The following is a 20,681-nucleotide window of genomic DNA, read 5'->3' on the forward strand; positions in this document are numbered from 1 at the left end:
GGATTTTGAGGGGTTGCTCAAATGCGTATTCTGACTTCGCTCGCCGCCATGTGCGCGGCGCTTTCTCCCGTTGCGCTCTCTGCAGAGGAGCTGGCTGAAACCGCCGCTCGCTTTGGCGCGCTGGAATCGGTCGAGATTTCGGCGCTTTCGCCGTCGGGCACGAAAATGCTTTATGTGTCGCCGGGCGACGGGGCCGACCAGACCATCTATGTGGTCGATCTGTCGGGCGGGGCTGCGCCCGAGCCAATCACCACTTCGAACGAGGCGATGGCGCGCATCACCGATTGCCAATGGGCCAATGAAGAGCGCATCGTTTGCGACATCTTCGGAATGCAGAAAGTCGGCACCTACATCCTGCCCTTCAGCCGTGTGATCGGCATGAAATCGGATGGTAGCGATGTGACCCGCCTGTCTGCAGATACGCACAACGCACGGGGCCTGATGCAGGACGGCGGGACCGTGCTCGCGCTCGACATCGAGGGTGAAGACGGCCGCATCCTCATGACCCGCGACTATGTGAAGGAAGACAAGGCAAACACTCGCCTTGCCAACAACAAGGAAGGCCTCGGTGTCGACCTGGTCGATGTCGCAAGTGGTCGCAGCCGTTCGGTCGAAAAGCCGAACAAGATGGCTGATCGCTACCTTGCCGACGAACACGGCCGTGTGCGTGTCATGTCGGTCAGCGATCGCAGCGGCGGGTTCGAAGGTTCGGACATCCGCTACCTCTATCGTCCGCAGGGATCGGATGAGTGGCAGCCTCTGTCGGAAGTCGAAGTCGAAGGCAGCCGTCTTGACGGGTTCGTTCCGACCGCTGTCGATAGCGCGAAGAACGTGGTCTACGGTTTCGAGCGCGAGAACGGCTTCTACAACCTCTATTCGATGCCGCTCGATGGCTCGGGCAACAAGACGCTGGTCAAGCAGGTCGACGGTGTGGACGTCAACGGCCTCATTCGCATCGGGCGCAGCAACCGGGTGATCGGCGTCACCTATGTGACTGACGCGCGCTATGCCGAATATTTCGATCCGGAGATCGACCGTCTCGCCAAGGGGCTGAACAAGGCACTGCCCGGATCGCCGCAAATCCGCATCGTCGATGCCAGCGACGATGAAAGCGTGCTGCTGATCCAGGCGTCGAGCGATGACAATCCCGGCATGCTCTATCTCTACGAGAAGGCGAGCGGCCAGCTTTCCGAGCTGCTCCCGATCCGTGACCAGCTCGATGGCTACCAACTCGCCGAGATGAAGCCGGTGACCTATTCGGCATCGGACGGCACGCAGATCCCGGGTTACCTCACGCTTCCGGTCGGCAGCGACGGCAAGAACCTGCCCGCCATCGTCATGCCGCACGGCGGCCCCGCCGCACGCGACGAATGGGGCTTCGACTGGCTCGCACAGTTTTTCGCTGCCCGCGGCTATGCCGTCCTCCAGCCGAACTTCCGCGGTTCGGCAGGCTATGGTGACCAATGGTTCGGCCGCAATGGCTACCAGCAATGGGACGTTGCCGTGGGCGATGTGAACGACGCCGGTCGCTGGCTCGTCAGCGAAGGCATTGCCGACCCGTCGAAGATGGGCATCGTGGGCTGGTCCTACGGTGGCTACGCGGCCCTGCTTTCGCAGGTCGTCGATCCCGAACTCTTCGGCGCAGTCGTGGCGATCGCACCGGTGACGGACCTCAACCTGCTTCTCGAGGATTCGCGCGGCTACACGGGCTATGAAGCGCGTCGGCGCCAGATCGGCGAGGGGCCTCACGTGGCTGCCGGCTCGCCCGCGCGTCACGCGGACCAGTTCAAGGCACCTGTCCTGCTGGTGCACGGTTCGCGCGACGTGAATGTCAGCGAAGCACACTCCAAGCTCATGCGCGACCGGCTTCAGGGCGAGGGTAAATCGGTCGACCTTCTGGAATTCGACGGGCTCGACCACTACCTCGAACACAGTCAGGCTCGCCGGATCATGCTCAAGCGTATCGGTGAGTTCCTCGATACCCAGCTGGCGAACTAACTGCCGGAGCACGCAAGGGAGGATCAGTGGGCTGGAAGGACAATACCCGCGCATGGCGCAACCGGCCCGCCTCCCACAGCAGGCAAGCTGACAATCGCGAGATCACGCTGCTCGTCCTGATCGGCGTGATCTCGATCCTGCTGTGGCATTCGCCCTATGGCGGATATGTCCTCTATCCCTTCAGCATCCTCGCCACCTGGTTCCACGAGATGGGACACGGGCTGGCTGCCATGGCCTTCGGTAACGACTTCGAACGGCTGGTGATCTTTCCGAACGGGTCGGGTTATGCGCTGCATGTTTCGGAAGGGCAGCCATCACGCCTGTCGCGGGCGGTCATCGCCGGTGCAGGGCTGCTCGGTCCAACCGTTGCCGGCTGCGCCCTTATCCTCGCCTCACGAACGCATAGGGCGACCAAAGCGGCACTCATCCTGCTCGGCATCGCGCTTATCGGTTCCACGCTGATCTGGGTGAGGTCGACGACCGGTTGGGCAATCTTGCCCGCTCTTGGCGCGGCCTGCCTTGCCATTGCCTATTATGGACGCGAGGCTCACCGGCGGTTTGCGGTCCAGTTCCTCGGCGTACAGGGCTGCATCTCGATCTATAGCGACTTCGGCTACCTGTTCAGCCAGGGCGGGTACCTGGAAGGCCAGATGCAGATTTCCGATACCGGCCATATCGAACAGGCGCTGTTGCTGCCCTATTGGTTCTGGGGCGGCCTCATCACCGCGATAATCCTGGCGATGGTCTTCTACTCGCTGAAGATCGCGCACCGGCGCTAGCTGGCGGAGGCGTCTCGCATTTCGAGGATTGTCCCGCGATAGGCTATGAAGTGGCCCAGAGCATCGGTGAAGCCAGCGCCGATACGGTTCGCCTGCTGCTGTGCCTCGGCAAGGCTGGCGTACCATTTCCCCGCGCGCTGGCAGGTTACGAAACGATATTGTGTCATAGTATCATCGAAACTCGGCATCCGGCATCGGGTTTCCGCCAAGTCACTGAAAATGCGACGAACCGTTGGGGATGTTTTCCGGTGTGACAAACGAAAAGGGCGGCCCCGAAGGACCGCCCTTTGCTGTTCCGTTACCGGACCGATTAGCGCGAGTAGAACTCGACCACGAGGTTCGGCTCCATGGTGACCGGGTAGGGCACTTCGTCGAGCTTCGGCACGCGGGTGAAGGTGATCTTGTCGTTGCCGTCGGGCGCGACATAATCGGGAATTTCACGCTCGGGCAGGCTCTGCGCTTCGATGACGAGAGCCATTTCCTTTGCCTTGCTGCCGAGGCTGACGACGTCGCCGACCTTGACGCGGGCCGATGCGATGTTGGTCTTCACGCCGTTGAGGTAGATGTGGCCGTGGCTCACGATCTGGCGGGCTGCGAAGATGGTCGGTGCGAACTTGGCGCGGTACACGACCATGTCGAGACGCTGTTCGAGCAGGCCGATCAGGTTCTGACCGGTGTCGCCCTTCATGGCCGACGCTTCTTTGTAGGTGCGCTTGAACTGCTTCTCGGTCACGTCGCCGTAGTAGCCCTTGAGCTTCTGCTTGGCGCGCAGCTGCAGGCCGAAGTCGGACATCTTGCCCTTGCGGCGCTGGCCGTGCTGGCCGGGGCCATACGAACGCTTGTTGACCGGGGAATTCGGACGACCCCAGATGTTTTCACCCATCCGGCGGTCGAGTTTGTACTTGGCGCTCTTGCGCTTCGACATAAGTCTTTCCTTCAATTTGCTGAGCTACCCCATCGGCAGCCATCCAACCCGGCATCGCACCGTAGAAATCCTCGGATTTCTACGCGGCCACCGCTTCACCGGGGTGCGGGGCCAATTAGCGAAGCGCGCGAATAGCAGGATATTGCACTGCGTCAAGCGGAGTCGGCGCAGGTGGCAGGAGAGCGCCGAAGTTTCCTTTCCGCTCCCTATAACAAATGACATGCCGCACGCACAATAAGTGGCGTTATGGCAACATGTTAGATCAACCGGTTCACCTGTCGTTACTAGTGCTTGAACCAATCGGTGCGGGCGGCAATAGGCCGCGCCCCCCGCCGATGCGGGACTATAAAACCAAAAAAGGAATACTCACTATGCGTAAGTTCGCACTCCTCGCCGCAGTGGCCGCAGCCGCTGTCGCCACCCCGGCAGCAGCAGAAGACGAAAGCGGCGAATTCCGCGCCGAAGTCCGTGGCGGCGTGATCTGGGTCGAAGACTTCAGCGAAGCCACCCTCGGCGCTGCTGTCGGCTACGATTTCGACCTCGGCGAGACCGCTTTCGCAGGCGTCGAACTGTCGGGCGACAAGATCCTCGTCGAAGGCGCGGACGTGCTGATCGGCACCACCGCACGCCTCGGCCTCAAGGTCGGTGACGAAGGCAAGCTGTTCGCAACCGGCGGCTACGACTTCACGCTCGACGACGATGGCGGCGACGCATGGCACCTGGGTGCCGGCTATCACCACAAGCTGGGTGAAAGCCTCTACCTCGGCGCAGAATACCGTCACTACTTCGACGATTTCGTCGATGTAGACGCAGTCAACGCAGTTGTCGGCCTGACCTTCTAAGGTCTGCCGCAAGATGATTGCAAGGGGCGGGCCGCCGATGCGGTTCCGCCCCTTTTTCTTTGCGTGTCAGGCTTTGCGCACGGCCGAGCAGAAGGCTGCTATCGCATCGCCGTCCTTGGCGCCGGGGGCCGTTTCGACGCCCGAGGAGGTATCGACCATCTGCGCGCCGGTCTGCGCTATCGCATCCGCGACGTTCGCGGCTGACAGGCCTCCGGCCAGTCCCCAAGGCAGACGGCTCTTCTCCTCTCGCAGAAGGGACCAGTCGAAGCGCAGTCCCATGCCGCCGGGCAGGGCCGCGTCCTTGGGCGTCTTCGCATCGTAGAGGATGAAATCAGCTGCGCCGCGATAGTCTGCGCCCCGTGCGATGTCTGCGGCGGAAGAGACCGGGATGACCTTCCACACGGGCTTGCCGAAACGCGCCTTGAGTTCGCTGGCCCTTTTCGGCACTTCCTCTCCGTGAAGCTGGATCGCATCGAGCTTCCCTGTTTCCACGGCGGCGGCAATCAGCGCATCATCGGCATCGACGAAAACTCCGACCTTCGATATCCGGTCACCCGCGCGCGAGGCCAGGGCTGCCACCCGATCGAACGAGACATGGCGCGGACTGGGCGGGAAGAAGTTGAAGCCGACGTATTCGGCGCGCGCCGCCAGAACCGCGTCGAGTGTTTCGGGTGTCGATATCCCGCAGATCTTGATCCGGCTTGCCATCGAGATGCTTTCTAGGAAGCGCCGAGCGGCTTTTCCAGCACGACGAATTCAAGCGGCGGATCACGCAGGACGGGGAAGGGGCGCCTTTCGCCGGTTCGCACGTATCCGCGGCGCTCGTACCAGGCGATCAGCGTCTCGCGCTGCGAGATGACGGTCATCTCCATCGCACCGAGGCCGAAATCCTGCGCCTGACGCTCCGCTGCGTGCAGCAACCGGCCACCCAGTCCGCCCGACTGCAGGGTGGGCGACACGCACAGCATGCCGAGATAACCGAGCCGCTCGTCGCGCCGGGTCACCGCGACGCAGCCGATGATCGCGCCCGCATCATCGCGAGCGGCCAGCATGGCTACATCGGGATTGGCAAGTAACCGCTCGACCTCCTCCAGCGACACGCGTTCGTCGTCGAGCAGGTCGGCTTCGTGGTTCCAGCCCTTGCGCGCGCTGTCCCCGCGATAGGCGCTCTCGAGCAGCTGCTTGAGCTCTCCGGCGTCGTCATTCGACGCCACCACGATTGCCGTCAAAGCGTCGCCTCGATTGCGCGGGCGGCTTCGGCCGGGTCTTCGGCGCGGCTGATCGGTCGTCCGATCACGAGGACGCTGGCACCATCGTCGCGCGCCTGGCGCGGAGTGACGACGCGCTTCTGGTCGCCGACCGCGCTTCCTGCCGGACGCAGGCCGGGGACGACGAAATAACCGCCTTTCCAGCGGTCGTGGACCGAATTCACCTCGTGGCCCGAACACACGATCCCATCGAGGCCGCTTTCCTGCGCAAGATCGGCAAGGCGCATGACCTGGTCGTGGGCATTGCCCTTGATGCCGGTCCGCTCGAGGTCGCGATCATCCATGCTGGTCAGCATGGTCACGCCCACGACCTTCGTATTCTCGCCCGCAGCTGCCTTGGCATCTTCCATCATCGCGCGCCCGCCACTGGCATGGATGGTGATGATGGCCGGTTCGAGATTGTGGATCGCATGCATCGCGCCCGCGACCGTATTGGGAATGTCGTAAAGTTTCAGGTCGAGGAAGATGGGCAGGCCCAGCTGCCCGATCATGTGCACGCCATGCGCGCCGTGTGCGCAGAAGAATTCCAGACCCAGCTTGATCCCGCCCACATGCGCCTTGACCTGCTCGGCAAGCGCGACCGCATCGCGCAAACGCGGAACGTCGAGGGCAAGATAGACGGGGTTGCTCATGAATTCTCGCTGGGTTCCGGATCGACGGGATTGGCGGCTTCGGGCGGCACGTCCTTCTTCGGGGGATAGGGACGTGCAGGCTCGATACTCGCGTCAGGCTTGGGCGATGCCATTTTCTGGGTCGCGGTTTCGAGCGCGGTAATCCGGCGTCCCTGCCGCCAGCGCACACCGCGGTGATAGATCCACATCGGCAGCAGGCCGAGCAGGAACGACACGATGACCAGCGCCGGAACGCGCGTGTCCCAGACGATGCCGGGCCAGATGCGCACATCGATCTGGCGATCCCAGTTGCCGAAGGAAAAGGCGATCACGCCCACCAACAGCAGGATCCACAGGATCGTCCTTACGATTTGCATTATGGGTGCCTCCCCGATTGTCTTGTAGCGCGATGCTAGGCCGACAAGCTGCGCGCGTCTAGCCGAAGACCCGGTCGAAAATCGTGTCCACCTGCTTGAAGTGGTAATCGAGGTCGAAGCGTTCCTCGAGCTGCTCTTCGGTCAGCGCTGCGGTCACTTCCTCGTCTGCCTTGAGCAGGTCGAGCAGCATCAGCTTGCCGTCCGATTCCCACACTTTCATCGCGTTGCGCTGGACAAGGCGGTAGGCATCCTCGCGGCTTACGCCGTTCTGGGTGAGGGCGAGCAGCACTCGCTGCGAGTGGATGAGGCCGCCCATACGATCCATGTTCGCCTGCATGCGCTCAGGGTAGACGAGCAGCTTGTCGATCACGCCGGTGAGGCGTGCGAGGGCGAAGTCGAGCGTGATCGTGGCATCGGGACCGATGAAACGTTCGACCGAAGAGTGCGAGATATCGCGCTCGTGCCACAACGCCACATTTTCGAGCGCGGGCAGGGCGTAGGCGCGGATCATGCGGGCCTGGCCGGTGAGGTTCTCGGTCAGGATCGGGTTGCGTTTGTGCGGCATCGCGCTCGAACCCTTCTGGCCCTTGGAGAAGAACTCCTCCGCTTCCAGAACCTCGGTACGCTGGAGGTGACGGACTTCCACCGCAAGGCGTTCGATCGAACCGGCGATTACGGCGAGCGTCGCGAAATACATGGCGTGGCGATCGCGCGGGATGACCTGCGTGGACACGGGTTCGGGCTTGAGGCCCAGCTTTTCCGCAACGTACTCTTCAACGCTCGGGTCGATATTGGCGAAGGTGCCGACTGCGCCCGAGATCGCGCAGGTGGCGATTTCCTCGCGCGCGGCGATCAGGCGGGTCTTGCAGCGGTCGAACTCGGCATAGGCCTGCGCCAGCTTGAGGCCGAAGGTGACCGGCTCTGCGTGGATGCCGTGGCTGCGGCCGATGGTCGGCGTATACTTGTGCTCCTCCGCGCGGCGCTTGATCGCGGCGAGGAGGTCGTCGAGGTCTTCAAGCAGCAGGTCGGTCGAGCGGGCAAGTTGTACGGCAAGCGTCGTGTCGAGCACGTCGGAGCTGGTCATCCCCTGGTGCATGAAGCGCGCCTCCTCGCCCACGTTTTCAGCCACCCAGGTGAGGAAGGCGATGACGTCGTGCTTGGTGACTGCCTCGATTGCGTCGATGGCGGGAACGTCGATGACCGGGTCGGTGGCCCACCAGTCCCATAGTGCCTTGGCGGCGCTCTTGGGGACCACGCCCAGTTCGCCCAGCTTTTCGGTCGCATGTGCCTCGATTTCGAACCAGATGCGGTAGCGCGCCTCCGGCTCCCAGATGGCAGTCATTGCGGGGCGGGCGTAACGGGGGACCATGGGAGACTCCGGGATGGGAAGAGGCGGGGAATTACCTGCGCGGCTAGAGCGGGAAGGCCGGAAATTCAAGCCCGCAAACCGGTCTGGAATAGCCAGTACACAGCCGTATCCATGCGCCATTCCGAGACGCGGCGCCGGTCGACCGCCATCGTGAGTGAAGTGGCCGCGATACTCGCGCAAACGAGACCAATTTCCTGTGCCGGCTTTGTGTGAGGAATAAATAGAATTGGCGGTATGCCGGCTTAAGAAGATGCCATCTTCGGTTTTCAGACCAGCAAAGGCGGTCACGGTATAGGGGACTTATTTACCGTACTTTTTCAGGAAAGCCGGTAATCAGCGAGTGATCGGTGGTTTACGACTGAAACGGTTCGTCGCTTTTAGTCGGAATGCCATTGATTGAGCCGCAGCCTGCGGTAGACTGTGCTCCATGATCGATCAACTGAACCTCTCGAAACTACGTCTCGCCGCCTTAACCAGCAGCGTTTGCCTTTATGCCATTGCTGCGCCCGCCTTTGCTGGCGAGGAAGTCCTCTACGGAGAGGCGTCGGAATGGGTCGAACCCGCCTCGCTAGAGGCAGAGGCCGCGTCCGAAGGTCCGGCTGCGCTCATCATGGACTGGCAGCATCGCCTCGAAGACGGCGTCGTTACCAGTTACAGCGATACCGCGACCCGCATCGACAACCCGCAGGCGTTGATGGAGCATGGTACCATCTCGCTCAGCTGGCTGCCGGACAAGGGCGACCTGACCATCCACCGCGTGGAAATCCAGCGCGCCGGTGAAAGCATCGACGTGATCGGGCAGGGTGCGGAATTCGATGTCATCCGGCGTGAGCAGGGCCTCGAGCAGCGCCTGCTCGATGGGCAACTCACCGCGACACTCGCGGTCCCGGGCCTTCAGGTTGGCGATATCCTGCGCGTAACGCACTCGGTAACGATCGATGACCAGGCGCTGGGTGACGAGATGCAGGTCCTCCAATACCTGTGGACCGAGCCGTGGCAGGTCGGTTTCGCGCGTACCATCGTCAGCTGGCCCGAGGACGAGCAGATCTACTGGCGCGCGGAAGATCACGCGGCGCTGGGCGATCCGGTAAGCAAGGACGGCGAAAAGCGGATCGAGGTCACGCTGCCGCTCGCCGAAATGCCGGAGATGCCTTACGATGCGCCCTCGCGTTTCAAGCGCGCTCCGGTCCTGCGTGTCGGCACCTATGCCGACTGGCAGGAACTTTCCCGCACCATGGAGCCGCATTTCACCAAGGCTGCGCAGGTCGAACCCGGTAGCGAGATCGCGGCGCAGGCCCGCGCCATCATGGCGAAAACCGACGATCCGCTACGCCGCGCCGCGCTGGCGACCCAGCTGGTGCAGGACGAGGTGAGCTACCTCCTCAACGGCCTCGATGGCGGCAATTACCTCCCGCAGGACGCCGACCTGACCTGGGAAAAGCGGTACGGAGACTGCAAGGCCAAGTCGGTCCTGCTCCATGCTCTGCTCAGCGAGATGGGCATCCAGTCGCAGACCGTGCTGGTCAAGTCCCGCGGCGGCGACGCAATTCCCGAATTGTTGCCGGTGCCGGGCAATTTCGACCACATGATCGTGCGCGCGACCATCGACGGGAAGGATTACTGGCTGGATGGCACCAGCGCAGCGACCCGCGTCTCGAACATGGCCGCCGTTCCGCCCTTCTATTACGCGCTGCCGCTGACCGCCGAAGGCAATGATCTGGTTGAGATGACCCAGCGCGACCAGCCGTCGCCGACCATGGTGATGTCGGTCGTGTCGGATTATTCAGCGGGCATCGACCTGCCGGCGCTCTTCACGCTCGAGATGCAGTTCTACGGCCCGCAAGGCGCGGGCTTCCGCAAGATGGCTGACGAAGCCGACGAGGATTCGCTGCGGCAGGTCGCGAAGAGCTTTGCATCCAACAATGGTGGCGGTGCGGTCAGCGCAGTATCGCTCGAATACGATGAAGAGGAGGCGGTCGGAACGCTGATCGTTACCGGCATCGCCAATTCCGATTTCGAATGGAAGCAGGGACGTCTCGTCGTCGATTCCGACGTGGCACCCAACGCCGCCTTCAATGCGAACCGTGCCAAGCCGGAATGGCGGGATATCCCCGTTGCGACGAACGGGCCGATGCGCAATCGCATCATCGGCGAACTGATCCTGCCCGACGATATGACAGGCTTCGTTTACGAAGGGGCCGAAAAGCTCGAGGCGAACTACGCGAATACGCGGATTTCCGGGCTCTCGGGCCTTGAGGGCAACCGTTTCTCGGGCGAGGTGGAGATCATCCAGAACCTTGGAGAGATTGCGCCGGATCAGCTGCCCGAAGTGAAGCGTGCGGTGCGCCGCTACGCCAGCGAGGAAAGCCGCCTCGTGGCTCCCGAAGACGTCGTGTGGCGCTGGGAACTCGACCGCAAGGAACTCGACAAGCGGGTCGCCCCGATCATTGCCGAATACGGCAAGGCGATCGAATTCGCGGAAGAGGATGATTACACGCCGCTCACCGCGCGCGCGGGCTTCTTCCACGATATCTACCGGTTCGAGGACGCGCTGGCCGATGTCGACGTGCTGGTGGAAAAGAACACTTCCGCAGACGTGCTGCAGTGGCGCGCAGGCATCCTCTATTCGCTCGGCCGCGCCGACGACGCGATTGCCGATCTCCAGAGCGCCTACGATATCGAGCCGGAAAACTGGACCGCAATGCAGCTCGCCGAGCTGATGGCATACGAAGGCCGCTATGACGAGGCGCTCGAGCTGCTGGAAAGCCTCCCGATCTCCGATGACGACAGTTCGGGCTATGCCGGAACCTATGCGACCGTAATGGGCCTCAAGGGCGATACTGCAGCCGCGCTCGCCGCGCTTGCCGAGGAAACCGCCGACAAGCCGCAGGATGCCGACGGTCTCAATGCCGACTGCTGGTTCCGCGGGCTCTTCAACACCGGGCTCGAAGGCGCACTCGATGTCTGCACCCGCGCAATCGAACGTGCGAACAACAGCGCGCCGATGCTCGATAGCCGAGCGATGGTCTACTATCGTATGGGCAATTACGACGCTGCGCTGGCCGATCTCGACAGCGCGCTGGAACTGAGCCCGGGCCTGTCCGCATCGCACTACCTTCGCGGCGCCGTCCGCCTTGCGATGGGCGACAAGGGTGGTCGTAAAGACATCGATATCGCCCTGCGCATCTCGCCCGAACTCAAGGCACGCTACGACCTGCACGAGGTGAAGGTCGACTAGGCCTGCCTGCTATCAGATCAGGCCCTTTGCCCTGAGCGATACATGAGTGCCGCGGCCCACGATCACATGGTCGTGGACCGTGATGCCCAGCAGGCGTCCGGCTTCCGCAATCCGGCTGGTGATCTGGATGTCCGCCCGGCTCGGTTCGGGATCGCCGCTGGGATGATTGTGGACGAGGATCAGCGCGCTCGCGCCCTTGTCAAAAGCACGGCGGATCACTTCGCGCGGATGGATGGCCGCCTCGTCGATCGATCCCTCCGCCGCAAGGTGATCGTCGATCAGGCGGTTGCGGGTATCGAGATAGAGGACGCGTACGCGCTCGTGTTTCAGATCGCCCATGTCGATCGCCAGGTAGTCGAGCAGTGCCTGCCAGCTGCCCAGCACCGGCTTCTGCTCGACTGTTCCGCGGGCCTTGCGCCGTGCGGCAAGGGAAACGGCGTGCAGGGCCGCCGCGCTGGCCATGCCCATGCCCTTGACCTGCGCGAGCGCGCCCGGGTCGGCATCCAGCACGCTGGCAAAGCTGCCGAACCGTTCGATGAGTCGTTTCGCCAGCGGCTTCGTGTCGCCCTGGCGAATGGCCGAGAACAGGAGGAATTCCAGAAGTTCGTAATCGGCCAAGGCATCGGCGCCGCCCTTGAGAAGGCGTTGCCGCAGGCGCTCCCGATGGCCGGTGCCGGCATGTGCCGCCGCATTGCTGGCCTCTTCCGGCAACCTTTTTCTCCCCCCAAGCGTTTCAATGCCTTACATTGCCTTCCTGCCGCGATGGGCGCAAGTGTGGGGTTGAATGGACGGGTCCGAAGATCTTGATTTGAAAACAGGAAGGCCGCGCTGGCGCAAGAAGCGCTGGGCCATTCCCGGCTTGTCGATTCTCGTCTTATTGGCTGTCTTTCTCGTGGCCTGGGCGAGCCGCGAAAGCATCGTCGACGACCTCATCCGCGACCAGCTGGCAGCGAACGACATTCCCGCGGCATATGATATCGCGCGCGTCGGGGGCCGAACCCAGATCATTTCCAATCTCGTGCTGGGCGATCCCGACCAGCCGGATTTCACGGCCGACCGTGTCGTTATCCGGCTCCAGCACAAGATCGGCCTGCCCGAAATCGGCGAAGTCAGGCTTTTCAACCCGCGGCTCTACGGACGTTACGTCGACGGCGAACTGAGCTTCGGTTCGCTCGATCCGGTCATCTTCGGTGAAAGCGGAGGGCCGCCGGGCCTGCCTCGGATAGACCTCAAGATCGTCGACGGGCGCGGGTTGATCGAAACCGACTACGGACCGGTGGGCCTGAAGCTGGAAGGCAAAGGCGGGCTGTATGACGGGTTTGCAGGCATCTTTGCGGCCACGGCACCTGAACTGGATTTCGCGGGATGCGAAGCCGAAGCGACAACGCTGTACGGACAGCTCGAAACCTCGGCGGGGCAGCCGTCTTTTAAAGGGCCGCTGCGCTCTTCGGGTGTAACCTGCCCAGCGATGGATCTCGCTTTGGCCGACATGGTTGCCGATATCGAGCTGGAGATGACTTCTGAGCTGAGCGATCCCTCGCTGACCGCGCGGATCGAGGCAGGCGACACGCGCTATGCCGATTTCTCCGCGCAGTCGCTGACGGGCACTGTCCGCGCCCAACTGCGCGGCGAGGATGCCAATGCGCGTTACACGCTTGCGCTACGCGGTGCGGAAAGCCCGCAGGTGCTCGCCGCCGTGGTCACTGCCGAAGGCGTCTTGCGTGCGCGAGAGAACTTCGCGCGGATGGAGGTCGAAAGCGATATCGAGGGCAATGGGCTGAGGCTCGGAAGCGAGTCCGTGTCCGCGATCCAGACCCTTGCGTCTTCGGGTGAAGGCACGCTGCTCGAACCGATAGCCAGGCGTATCGGCAACGCGCTGCAGGCGGAGGCCCGCGGGAGTTCGCTGTCGGGTCAACTCACCTACCGCTCGGACGCGGACAATACGCTCTTGCTGATACCGCGGGTCGAGATGATCGGTGGCAGCGGCGCCCGCATCCTGTCCCTGTCTCGCTTCGAAATGAATGCAGCAGGCGACGAAGCCGCACAATTCTCCGGAAATCTCGCCACCGGCGGTCCGGGCATCCCGCGCATCAATGGCCGCATGGAGCGCACCAGTGGGGACGATGCCGTGTTCCGCCTGTCGATGGCCCCTTACGAGGCCGGTCCTTCGCGCATCGCAATTCCCGGGATAACCATCGCTCAATCCTCTGGCGGGGCGCTCGGCTTTGCAGGCAATGTCGAGGCGAGCGGACCGCTGCCCGGCGGCGCGGTGGAAGGGCTTTCGCTTCCGGTAAAGGGGCGGTGGGAGCCGGGTGGCAGGCTGGCTGTCTGGCGCGAATGCACCCGCGTTTCCTTCAGCCGTCTTGCCTTTGCCGATCTCGCGATAGAAGGTCCGGGCCTCACGCTGTGCCCACCGACTGGTGGAGCCATTCTCACCAATGGTGCGGGCGGGCTGGAAATCGCCGCCGGAGCGCCGTCGCTCGAGCTTGCAGGCAGCCTCGGTGACACCCCGATACGCATCGCAAGCGGGCCGGTCGGCTTCGCTTATCCCGGCACGGTTCGCGCGCGTGATCTCGATATCTCGCTCGGACCAGTCGGCACCGCGAGCCGCTTCGTTATCTCGGATCTGGACGCCGAGATCGGTGAAAACATCTCGGGCAGTTACGCGGACGCTGAAATCGCGCTTGCCGCTGTTCCGATGACCCTCGTCAACACCTCGGGCAATTGGGACTACACCGACGGCAAGCTGGCGATCGGGGACGCCAGTTTCCGCCTGATCGACCGTAATGAAGAAGAGCGTTTCGAGCCATTGGTCGCGAGGGACGCGTCGCTTGTGCTGTTCGACAATATCATCGACGCCGAAGCGACCCTCCGAAACCCCGGTTCCGACAGGGTCGTGACCGATGTCGATATCCGTCACAACCTCGCAACCAGCAGCGGATATGCAGACCTCGACATCGAAGGACTGCGGTTCGACGAGCTGCTGCAACCCGAAGACCTGAGCCAGCTTGCGCTGGGCGTCATCGCCAATGCGGAGGGCGTGATTACGGGCGAGGGCCGTATTGACTGGGCTTCGGATGGCGAAGTGACCAGCACCGGGTCTTTCTCCTCCGACAATCTCGATTTCGCAGCGGCATTCGGGCCGGTGAAGGGCGCCAGCGGCACGGTGGAGTTTACCGACCTGCTCAATCTCACCACCGCGCCCGGCCAGAAAATCCGCGTCGGGTCGGTCAATCCGGGTATCGAGGTCTTCGACGGAGAGGTGGAGTTCCGCCTCGAGAATGGCGAATTGCTGGCCGTAAGCGGTGGCAGCTGGCCGTTCATGGGCGGCGAGCTGATCCTGCGCGAGGTCGACCTCAATCTCGGTGTCAGCGAGGAACGAGCCTATATCTTCGAGATCGTCGGGCTGGATGCGGCGCAATTCATCGCCCAGATGGAGCTTGAGAATATCTCGGCGACCGGCATCTTCGACGGCACCGTCCCGATCATCTTCGACACCGATGGCAATGGCCGGATCGAGGACAGCATCCTCATCTCGCGGCCGCCGGGGGGCAATATCTCCTATGTCGGCGATCTGACCTACGAAGACCTCTCCGCAATTGCCAACTTCGCCTTCGATGCGCTGCGCAGCCTCGATTATTCGCAGATGCGCGTAGTCATGAACGGGCCGCTCACCGGCGAGATCGTGACGCAGGTGCGTTTCGACGGCGTGCGCCAGGGCGAAGAGGCCGAAACCAATTTCATAACCCGCCAGATCGCGGACCTGCCGATCCAGTTCCGCATCAATATCCGCGCACAGTTCTACCAGCTGCTGACCTCCATCAGGTCGATGTACGACCCGGCCTCGGTGCGCGACCCGCGCGAGCTGGGCCTGCTCAGCGACGATGGCAAGCGGCTGCTGCGCCGATCGATCACCGGCGAGGAAGTGGAACCCGATATCGATCCGGAAGACGTGATTCCGGATGAACCCGCCATTCAGGACGAGGAAAGCGAACAAGGCCTATGACAAGCGATGAATTGACGGACCGCGGAGGCCTTGCGACAACCGGCATAATGCAGGGAAAACAGGGCATGCGCGGAATAAGGAAGATGGCGGTGGCCGCAGTGGCCTCGCTCACGCTGGCAGGCTGCATCACGGTGGAAGCACCGGATAAGCCGATCGTGATCGAGCTCAATGTGAACATTCGCCAGGAAGTGATCTACCGGCTCGCGGAAGATGCGGGCAATACGATCGAGGAAAATGCGGATATTTTCTGATGGGTGATTTTATGACCAAGCGACTTACCAAGGCTATCCTCACCGGCGCCGCGATTGCGACAGCGCTCGGCGGTATCGCTGCACCGGCTTACGCCCAGCGAGACCCTGCCTATGCCGCTGCACGCGCAGCGGGCGAGGTGGGCGAGAAGATGGACGGCTATCTCGGCATCGTGGTGGCGGAAACGGCCGAACTGCGCCGGATCGTCAACGACATCAATATCAAGCGCCGCGCCGTTTATTCGGAAAAAGCGCAGGAATCGAACGCCACGCTCGAGGAATACGCGCTGACCGCCGGATGCATCGCGATTGCGAAGACCGTACCGGGCGAAAAATACCAGGCGCCCGATGGCAGCTGGCAGACCCGCACGACCGCGCCGCCGATGCGCGATTCGCGCTGTCCCTGAAGCGATCGGGACGTAATGAATTCAGAGCCTCTCCCCTGCTGCGTGCCGGGGGGAGGCTTTTTTGCAACGGGGGAGGGGTATTTGGGCGGCTCTCCATGTTGACTCTAAAATGCCCCCCTTCTAAGGGGGCGGCGCCCTTGGCGGGCAAGTCCCTGCGCGTGCCGCGCAACCCCCTTTAAGGAGTAAGGCATGAGCGACGACGAACCCGCACGGAAACCCATCGAGGAGGATGCGCGGATTGACGCGCTGGAGAAGCGGCTCAGTGCCGCCCAGCAGCGCGAAGATCAACGCAACCGCAAGACCGGTTCCGGGGCCGATGCGAACTATCGCAGCGGCAACCGTGTTCTGGCCGACCTGCTCGGGGGGCTTCTAGGTGGTACGGTTATCGGGTGGGCCATTGGCTATTTCACCGATACCAACCCCTGGGGTCTGCTGGTCGGCCTGTTCCTCGGAATAGTCGTCGCCTTCAGGAACATTATCCGCGCGGCAAATCAGAAGCCCGGCGAGTGACCCTTTAGGGGGCCATTGCAGGGCTTTCGTTACAGGATTTAGGGAATTTCAGACGTGGCAGCCGAACAGGCCAAAGTCGATCCGATGTATCAGTTCACCATCCAACCGCTTGCCGGTTCGGAAAATTGGGAACTGGCCGGATACAATATCGCCTTCACCAATTCCGCAATGTGGATGCTGATCACCACGGTGGTGCTCTTCCTCTTCGTGCTTGGCGGCATGAAGCGTGAACTGGTTCCCGGGCGCTGGCAGATGATGGTGGAGACCTTCACCGGATTCATCGACAACATGCTCGAAGCGAATATCGGCAAGGCCGGGCGCAAGTACGTGCCCTATGTCTTCAGCCTGTTCATGTTCATCCTGTTCGCGAACCTCCTCGGCCTGCTGCCGCTGGGTCTCGCCGGGATCCACCCGTTCACCTTCACCAGCCACTTCACCGTGACCGGTGTGCTCGCGATCATCAGCTTCTCGATCGTCCTGATCGTCGGCTTCTGGCGCCACGGCCTGCACTTCTTCAGCCTCTTCGTGCCGCACGGCACGCCGCTGCCGATGATCCCCGTGATTGCGCCGATCGAATTCATCTCTTTCATGGTGCGTCCCTTCAGCCTCGGCCTGCGACTGTTCGTGGCCATGATGGCCGGGCACGTGCTGCTGGAAGTCCTGTCGAGCTTCGTGATCGACGGCACCAATGCTGGCGCCGGTTTCGGCCTCCTGGTCGGCCTGCCCAGCTTCATCCTGATGATCGGCATCTGCGCTCTCGAGCTGCTGGTGGCGGGCATCCAGGCCTATGTTTTCGCTCTTCTGACGTCGCTGTACATCAACGACGCCGAGAACCTTCACTAAGTCTTCAATTCAAAAGTTTTTCCAAAGGAGTTTGTCATGGAAGTAGAAGCTGCAAAGCTCGTCGGCGCTGGTCTCGCTGCAATCGGTGCCGGTATGGCTGCGATCGGCGTTGGTAACGTCTTCGGTTCGTTCCTCGAAAGCGCACTGCGCAACCCGGGTGCTGCCGACGGCCAGCAGGGCCGCCTGTTCATCGGCTTCGCCGCTGCCGAACTTCTCGGCCTGCTGGCGTTCGTCGTTGCCATGATCCTGATCTTCGTCGCCTAATCGACGAAATCATGTTCCGGAGCCGGTCGGGTTCGCCTGACCGGCCCGCAATTTTTCTGTCACCCGCTTTTCGAGAGCTGCAATGCCCCAGATAGCACAGCTTGCCGATACATGGTCCAGCCAGGTCTTCTGGCTGCTGGTCTTCTTCGGTATTACCTTCTTCGTCATCGGCAAGGGCATGGTGCCCAAGGTGATGGACACCGTTGCCCAGCGTGACGGCCAGATCGCCGCCGACCTCGCCGCTGCCAAGGCCGCGCGCGATGCCGCCGACGAGCAGGAAGAAGCCTGGCGGGTCAAGGAAAACGAAAACCGCGCTGCGGCGCAGGCGATCGTTGCCAAGGCCAAGGAAGAAGGCGCCAAGAAGAGCGAAACCAAGCTCAAGGCCGCCCAGACCCGTATCGACAAGAAACTTGCCGATGCCGAAGCACGTATCGCCGAAGCACGCACCGCGGCGCTGGCCGAAGTCGAGACCGTGGCTGTCGAAGCTGCGCAGGACATCGTCAAGACGCTCGCCGGCGTGAAGGTGACCAAGCCTGTCGCCACCAAGGCGGTGAAGGAGCAGATGGCTCATGGCTAATCCTGCAAATACCGACCAGATGCCGGAAGTCTTCACTACGGAGGCCCCGGAAGCTTCGACTGAAATCGACGCCGGTGCTGGCAAGCATGTCGAACCCGAGCTGTGGGGCCTCGCGCCCTTCCAGGTTGTCTCGGTCTCGATGTTCGTCCTGCTGGTCCTCGCGATCTTCGGCGCCAAGGTTCACAAGACCATCGCCGGCGGCCTCGACAGCAAGATCGCTGCGATCAAGGAACAGCTCGAGGAAGCCAAGCAGCTTCGTGCCGAAGCCGAGGTGCTGCGCAAGGAATATGCCGACAAGATCGCTGGCGCCGAAAAGGACGCAGAAGCGATGCTCGAGAACGCGCAGGTCGAAGCCGACGCGATCCTCGAGAAGGCGGAAGCCGACAGCAAGGCAATGGTCGAGCGCCGCAAGCGCATGGCCGAAGACAAGATCGCCGCTGCAGAGCGCGAAGCCGTCGAAGACGTGCGCAACCGCGCCGTTGCCGCTGCCACCGGCGCAAGCCGCAAGCTGATCGCTGAAAAGCACGATGCCGAGGCCGACAAGGCGCTGGCCGACAAGCTGATCGCCGGGATCTGATTTCCGGACACAAGCGAATTTGAAAGGGCGGCCTTCGGGTCGCCCTTTTTCGTTTGCGTGCCCGTGTCAGGGGGTGAGCACGATTTTTCCGATGATCTCGCCCCGTTCCATCGCCTCGAAAGCCTCGCGCCAGTCGGCAAGGGGCAGGGTGCGATCGATGTGAGGGGTAATCTTTCCCTCGCTAGCGAGCTTGTCCAATGCAGCGGCAATACGCTTCCCGCGCTCGGGGAAGCGCCTCGCGTATTCGCCTGCGCGCACGCCGACAACTGAGAACCCCTTGATGAGCGGAATGTTGACCGCGATTTCGGGAATCCTTCCAGCCACAAAGCCCACCACGAGCAGCTTTGCGCCGAAGGTCACGCAGCGCGTGCTCTCGTCGAAGACGTCGCCGCCGACCGGATCGAAGACGAGATCGCAAAGCCGGCCATCGGTCAGCTCGGAAACCTCTTCACGGAAACGGCCGGTGTTGAGGATTGCGGCGCTGGGCCGGGCAATATCCCGCAGATGCTTGAGTTTGTCCTCGCGATGCGTGGCGGCAATGACTGTGGCACCGAGAGCCCTGGCGAGATCGCAGGCGGCAAGCCCCACGCCGCCACTCGCTCCATGGACGAGGACGGTCTGACCCGGCTCAAGGCCACCCAGTTCAACCAGCGCAACATAAGCCGTGTGATAGGCCGCGCCCATTGCGGCCGCCTGCGCAAAGTCCAGGCCCTCGGGGATCGCACGAAGCGACGTGGCGGGAAGCGCGACCTGTTCGGCAAAAGCGCCTGTCTTGGCGCCGCCCATCACACGGTCGCCTTCCGCAAATCCGCTGTCGGGATCGGCGGCAATGACTTCGCCTGCCATTTCCAGCCCGGAAATGAACGGGACCTCCGGTTTGAACTGGTAGTCCCCGCGCGTCATCAGCAAGTCGGGGTAGTTGAGCGATGCGGCGCGAACGCGGACCAGGACCTCGCCTGCACCGCGTGAAGGGCAGGGGATGTCGACCAGTCCGGTCCCCGATAGATCGGGACTAAGGCTACCGACCTGGAGCGCCTTCATGGTCAGAAATTGTCCTTGGCGGCTCTCAGTGCGGCGAAGGTTTCTGCCGGATTGGTCCCGCCCCAGCGGTCACGCAAATCGGCATTATCGGCGCGCAGGAACGGGTTGGTTTCGAGCTCGCGGGAGAGCAGGGTGGGCACCGTCGGTTGCCCCTTGGCGCGCTTTTCCTCGACGCGCGCTGCATACAGCTGGAGCGCTGCATTGTCGGGATCGGCGTGCAGCGCGAACCTGGCATTGGCCTCCGTATACTCGTGGGCGCAATAGAGCTGCGTGTTTTCCGGCAGCTGCCGGATGCGGTCGAGGCTGTGCCAGAACTGTTCCGGCTCGCCTTCGAACATGCGCCCGCACCCGAGCGCAAAGACGCTGTCGCCCACGAAAGCCGTATCGGCCTCGGCAATGTGATAAGCGATGTGGCCGTTGGTGTGGCCCGACACGTCGATCACGCGCGCGGTCCAGTCGCCCAGCGATACGCTGTCGCCATTGCCGACCACGCGGTCGATAGGGCTGATTTTCTCGACCTCTTGCGGTGCGATCACCGTCGCGCCCGTCGCTTCGACAATGGCCTTGTTTCCACCCGTGTGGTCGGGATGCCAGTGGGTGTTCCAGATCTGCGTGATCGTCCAGCCCCTGGCCTTAGCCTGGCGGAGGTATTCCGCGCCATCAGGCGTATCGATCGCAGCGGTCTCGCCGCTGTCGGGATCGTGGAGGAGGAACCCGTAATTGTCGGACAGGCAGGGGAACTGGTGAACTTCTAGCATGAGTTTTGTCTGTCTTACCGCTTCGCTACTCGAGGACGGCAAG

The 20,681-nt window shown here is 62.5% G+C and carries 22 protein-coding genes; 12 read left to right on the forward strand and 10 right to left on the reverse strand.

Annotation, left to right across the window (positions count from 1 at the left end; genetic code table 11):
• Window positions 1-21: 21 nt before the first annotated feature.
• Window positions 22-1,998 (forward strand): alpha/beta hydrolase family protein, encoded by a 1,977-nt coding sequence (locus K3136_RS00200; RefSeq protein ID WP_221430934.1) that lies wholly within the window; start codon window positions 22-24, stop codon window positions 1,996-1,998.
• A gap of 26 nt (window positions 1,999-2,024) precedes the next feature.
• Window positions 2,025-2,777 carry a M50 family metallopeptidase gene (locus K3136_RS00205; protein WP_221430935.1) on the forward strand — a complete coding sequence of 251 codons (753 nt, stop codon included), beginning with the start codon at window positions 2,025-2,027 and terminating at the stop codon, window positions 2,775-2,777.
• On the opposite strand, the gene K3136_RS00210 is transcribed toward K3136_RS00205, so the two are convergent.
• Window positions 2,774-2,944: a hypothetical protein gene (locus K3136_RS00210; RefSeq protein ID WP_221430936.1), complete on the reverse strand. Its 171-nt coding sequence runs from the start codon at window positions 2,942-2,944 to the stop codon at window positions 2,774-2,776. The two genes, K3136_RS00205 and K3136_RS00210, sit on opposite strands and share 4 nt — an antisense overlap.
• Window positions 2,945-3,087: 143 nt before the next feature.
• Complete coding sequence (gene rpsD / locus K3136_RS00215) at window positions 3,088-3,702, reverse strand: 30S ribosomal protein S4 (RefSeq protein WP_221430937.1); 615 nt, start codon at window positions 3,700-3,702, stop codon at window positions 3,088-3,090.
• 371 nt (window positions 3,703-4,073) lie between these two features.
• On the opposite strand from rpsD, the gene K3136_RS00220 reads away from it, so the two are divergent.
• Window positions 4,074-4,544, forward strand: a complete 471-nt coding sequence (locus K3136_RS00220; protein ID WP_221430938.1) for an outer membrane protein — start codon at window positions 4,074-4,076, stop codon at window positions 4,542-4,544.
• A gap of 66 nt (window positions 4,545-4,610) precedes the next feature.
• Here the strand turns inward: K3136_RS00220 and K3136_RS00225 are convergent, their stop codons facing one another.
• Genes K3136_RS00225 through purB form a run of 5 tightly spaced genes read right to left on the reverse strand, consistent with a single transcriptional unit; the run spans window position 4,611 to window position 8,169 of the window.
• Window positions 4,611-5,252, reverse strand: coding sequence for a phosphoribosylanthranilate isomerase (locus tag K3136_RS00225; RefSeq protein ID WP_221430939.1), 642 nt, complete (start codon window positions 5,250-5,252; stop codon window positions 4,611-4,613).
• Between the two features lie 11 nt (window positions 5,253-5,263).
• Window positions 5,264-5,773 (reverse strand): GNAT family N-acetyltransferase, encoded by a 510-nt coding sequence (locus K3136_RS00230; protein ID WP_247711379.1) that lies wholly within the window; start codon window positions 5,771-5,773, stop codon window positions 5,264-5,266.
• Window positions 5,770-6,444 carry an orotidine-5'-phosphate decarboxylase gene (pyrF, locus tag K3136_RS00235; protein ID WP_221430940.1) on the reverse strand — a complete coding sequence of 225 codons (675 nt, stop codon included), beginning with the start codon at window positions 6,442-6,444 and terminating at the stop codon, window positions 5,770-5,772. Before pyrF ends, K3136_RS00230 begins: the two co-directional genes overlap by 4 nt.
• The gene (locus tag K3136_RS00240; protein WP_221430941.1) at window positions 6,441-6,800 is read right to left on the reverse strand and encodes a hypothetical protein; all 360 of its coding nucleotides are present in this window, start codon (window positions 6,798-6,800) and stop codon (window positions 6,441-6,443) included. Before K3136_RS00240 ends, pyrF begins: the two co-directional genes overlap by 4 nt.
• A gap of 58 nt (window positions 6,801-6,858) precedes the next feature.
• Window positions 6,859-8,169, reverse strand: a complete 1,311-nt coding sequence (gene purB, locus K3136_RS00245; RefSeq protein ID WP_221430942.1) for an adenylosuccinate lyase — start codon at window positions 8,167-8,169, stop codon at window positions 6,859-6,861.
• Between the two features lie 427 nt (window positions 8,170-8,596).
• Between purB and K3136_RS00250 the strand changes: the two genes are divergently transcribed.
• Window positions 8,597-11,407, forward strand: coding sequence for a DUF3857 domain-containing protein (locus K3136_RS00250; RefSeq protein ID WP_221430943.1), 2,811 nt, complete (start codon window positions 8,597-8,599; stop codon window positions 11,405-11,407).
• A gap of 12 nt (window positions 11,408-11,419) precedes the next feature.
• Here the strand turns inward: K3136_RS00250 and radC are convergent, their stop codons facing one another.
• Entirely contained in the window at window positions 11,420-12,118 is a 699-nt protein-coding gene (gene radC, locus K3136_RS00255) for a RadC family protein (RefSeq protein WP_221430944.1), read from the reverse strand.
• A gap of 73 nt (window positions 12,119-12,191) precedes the next feature.
• Here radC and K3136_RS00260 point away from each other — a divergent pair, with 73 nt between their 5' ends.
• The 8 genes from K3136_RS00260 (at window position 12,192) to K3136_RS00295 (ending at window position 18,839) form a co-directional block, all read left to right on the forward strand.
• Window positions 12,192-15,413, forward strand: a complete 3,222-nt coding sequence (locus tag K3136_RS00260; RefSeq protein ID WP_221430945.1) for an intermembrane phospholipid transport YdbH family protein — start codon at window positions 12,192-12,194, stop codon at window positions 15,411-15,413.
• 65 nt (window positions 15,414-15,478) lie between these two features.
• A complete protein-coding gene (locus tag K3136_RS00265) occupies window positions 15,479-15,664 on the forward strand; it encodes a YnbE family lipoprotein (protein WP_247711380.1) in 186 nt (61 codons plus the stop codon).
• An 11-nt stretch (window positions 15,665-15,675) separates the two neighbouring features.
• Window positions 15,676-16,068: a YdbL family probable chaperone protein gene (locus K3136_RS00270; protein WP_221430947.1), complete on the forward strand. Its 393-nt coding sequence runs from the start codon at window positions 15,676-15,678 to the stop codon at window positions 16,066-16,068.
• Between the two features lie 189 nt (window positions 16,069-16,257).
• Window positions 16,258-16,578 carry an AtpZ/AtpI family protein gene (locus K3136_RS00275; protein ID WP_221430948.1) on the forward strand — a complete coding sequence of 107 codons (321 nt, stop codon included), beginning with the start codon at window positions 16,258-16,260 and terminating at the stop codon, window positions 16,576-16,578.
• A 54-nt stretch (window positions 16,579-16,632) separates the two neighbouring features.
• Complete coding sequence (locus K3136_RS00280) at window positions 16,633-17,421, forward strand: F0F1 ATP synthase subunit A (protein WP_282099973.1); 789 nt, start codon at window positions 16,633-16,635, stop codon at window positions 17,419-17,421.
• A gap of 36 nt (window positions 17,422-17,457) precedes the next feature.
• Window positions 17,458-17,685: a F0F1 ATP synthase subunit C gene (locus tag K3136_RS00285; protein WP_040964046.1), complete on the forward strand. Its 228-nt coding sequence runs from the start codon at window positions 17,458-17,460 to the stop codon at window positions 17,683-17,685.
• Window positions 17,686-17,767: 82 nt separating this feature from the next.
• Window positions 17,768-18,262: a F0F1 ATP synthase subunit B family protein gene (locus tag K3136_RS00290; protein WP_221430949.1), complete on the forward strand. Its 495-nt coding sequence runs from the start codon at window positions 17,768-17,770 to the stop codon at window positions 18,260-18,262.
• Window positions 18,255-18,839, forward strand: coding sequence for a F0F1 ATP synthase subunit B (locus K3136_RS00295; RefSeq protein WP_221430950.1), 585 nt, complete (start codon window positions 18,255-18,257; stop codon window positions 18,837-18,839). Before K3136_RS00290 ends, K3136_RS00295 begins: the two co-directional genes overlap by 8 nt.
• Before the next feature lie 66 nt (window positions 18,840-18,905).
• Here K3136_RS00295 and K3136_RS00300 read toward each other — a convergent pair whose 3' ends face one another.
• Together K3136_RS00300 and gloB are read right to left on the reverse strand one after the other, a co-directional pair.
• Window positions 18,906-19,880 (reverse strand): NADPH:quinone oxidoreductase family protein, encoded by a 975-nt coding sequence (locus tag K3136_RS00300; protein WP_221430951.1) that lies wholly within the window; start codon window positions 19,878-19,880, stop codon window positions 18,906-18,908.
• Window positions 19,881-19,882: 2 nt separating this feature from the next.
• A complete protein-coding gene (gene gloB / locus K3136_RS00305; protein WP_221430952.1) occupies window positions 19,883-20,638 on the reverse strand; it encodes a hydroxyacylglutathione hydrolase in 756 nt (251 codons plus the stop codon).
• Window positions 20,639-20,681 lie beyond the last annotated feature (43 nt).

Origin of the sequence: Qipengyuania gelatinilytica, assembly GCF_019711315.1 — a bacterium.
In the GTDB taxonomy this organism is placed as follows: domain Bacteria; phylum Pseudomonadota; class Alphaproteobacteria; order Sphingomonadales; family Sphingomonadaceae; genus Qipengyuania; species Qipengyuania gelatinilytica.

Bases quoted from the DNA above. Each gene is read 5' to 3' on its own strand.
- K3136_RS00200 (WP_221430934.1), top strand. From the start codon at position 22: ATGCGTATTCTGACTTCGCTCGCCGCCATGTGCGCGGCGCTTTCTCCC.
- K3136_RS00210 (WP_221430936.1), bottom strand. From the start codon at position 2,944: ATGACACAATATCGTTTCGTAACCTGCCAGCGCGCGGGGAAATGGTAC.
- rpsD (WP_221430937.1), bottom strand. From the start codon at position 3,702: ATGTCGAAGCGCAAGAGCGCCAAGTACAAACTCGACCGCCGGATGGGT.
- K3136_RS00220 (WP_221430938.1), top strand. From the start codon at position 4,074: ATGCGTAAGTTCGCACTCCTCGCCGCAGTGGCCGCAGCCGCTGTCGCC.
- K3136_RS00225 (WP_221430939.1), bottom strand. From the start codon at position 5,252: ATGGCAAGCCGGATCAAGATCTGCGGGATATCGACACCCGAAACACTC.
- pyrF (WP_221430940.1), bottom strand. From the start codon at position 6,444: ATGAGCAACCCCGTCTATCTTGCCCTCGACGTTCCGCGTTTGCGCGAT.
- K3136_RS00240 (WP_221430941.1), bottom strand. From the start codon at position 6,800: ATGCAAATCGTAAGGACGATCCTGTGGATCCTGCTGTTGGTGGGCGTG.
- purB (WP_221430942.1), bottom strand. From the start codon at position 8,169: ATGGTCCCCCGTTACGCCCGCCCCGCAATGACTGCCATCTGGGAGCCG.
- K3136_RS00250 (WP_221430943.1), top strand. From the start codon at position 8,597: ATGATCGATCAACTGAACCTCTCGAAACTACGTCTCGCCGCCTTAACC.
- K3136_RS00260 (WP_221430945.1), top strand. From the start codon at position 12,192: ATGGACGGGTCCGAAGATCTTGATTTGAAAACAGGAAGGCCGCGCTGG.
- K3136_RS00265 (WP_247711380.1), top strand. From the start codon at position 15,479: ATGCGCGGAATAAGGAAGATGGCGGTGGCCGCAGTGGCCTCGCTCACG.
- K3136_RS00270 (WP_221430947.1), top strand. From the start codon at position 15,676: ATGACCAAGCGACTTACCAAGGCTATCCTCACCGGCGCCGCGATTGCG.
- K3136_RS00275 (WP_221430948.1), top strand. From the start codon at position 16,258: ATGAGCGACGACGAACCCGCACGGAAACCCATCGAGGAGGATGCGCGG.
- K3136_RS00285 (WP_040964046.1), top strand. From the start codon at position 17,458: ATGGAAGTAGAAGCTGCAAAGCTCGTCGGCGCTGGTCTCGCTGCAATC.
- K3136_RS00290 (WP_221430949.1), top strand. From the start codon at position 17,768: ATGCCCCAGATAGCACAGCTTGCCGATACATGGTCCAGCCAGGTCTTC.
- K3136_RS00295 (WP_221430950.1), top strand. From the start codon at position 18,255: ATGGCTAATCCTGCAAATACCGACCAGATGCCGGAAGTCTTCACTACG.
- K3136_RS00300 (WP_221430951.1), bottom strand. From the start codon at position 19,880: ATGAAGGCGCTCCAGGTCGGTAGCCTTAGTCCCGATCTATCGGGGACC.
- gloB (WP_221430952.1), bottom strand. From the start codon at position 20,638: ATGCTAGAAGTTCACCAGTTCCCCTGCCTGTCCGACAATTACGGGTTC.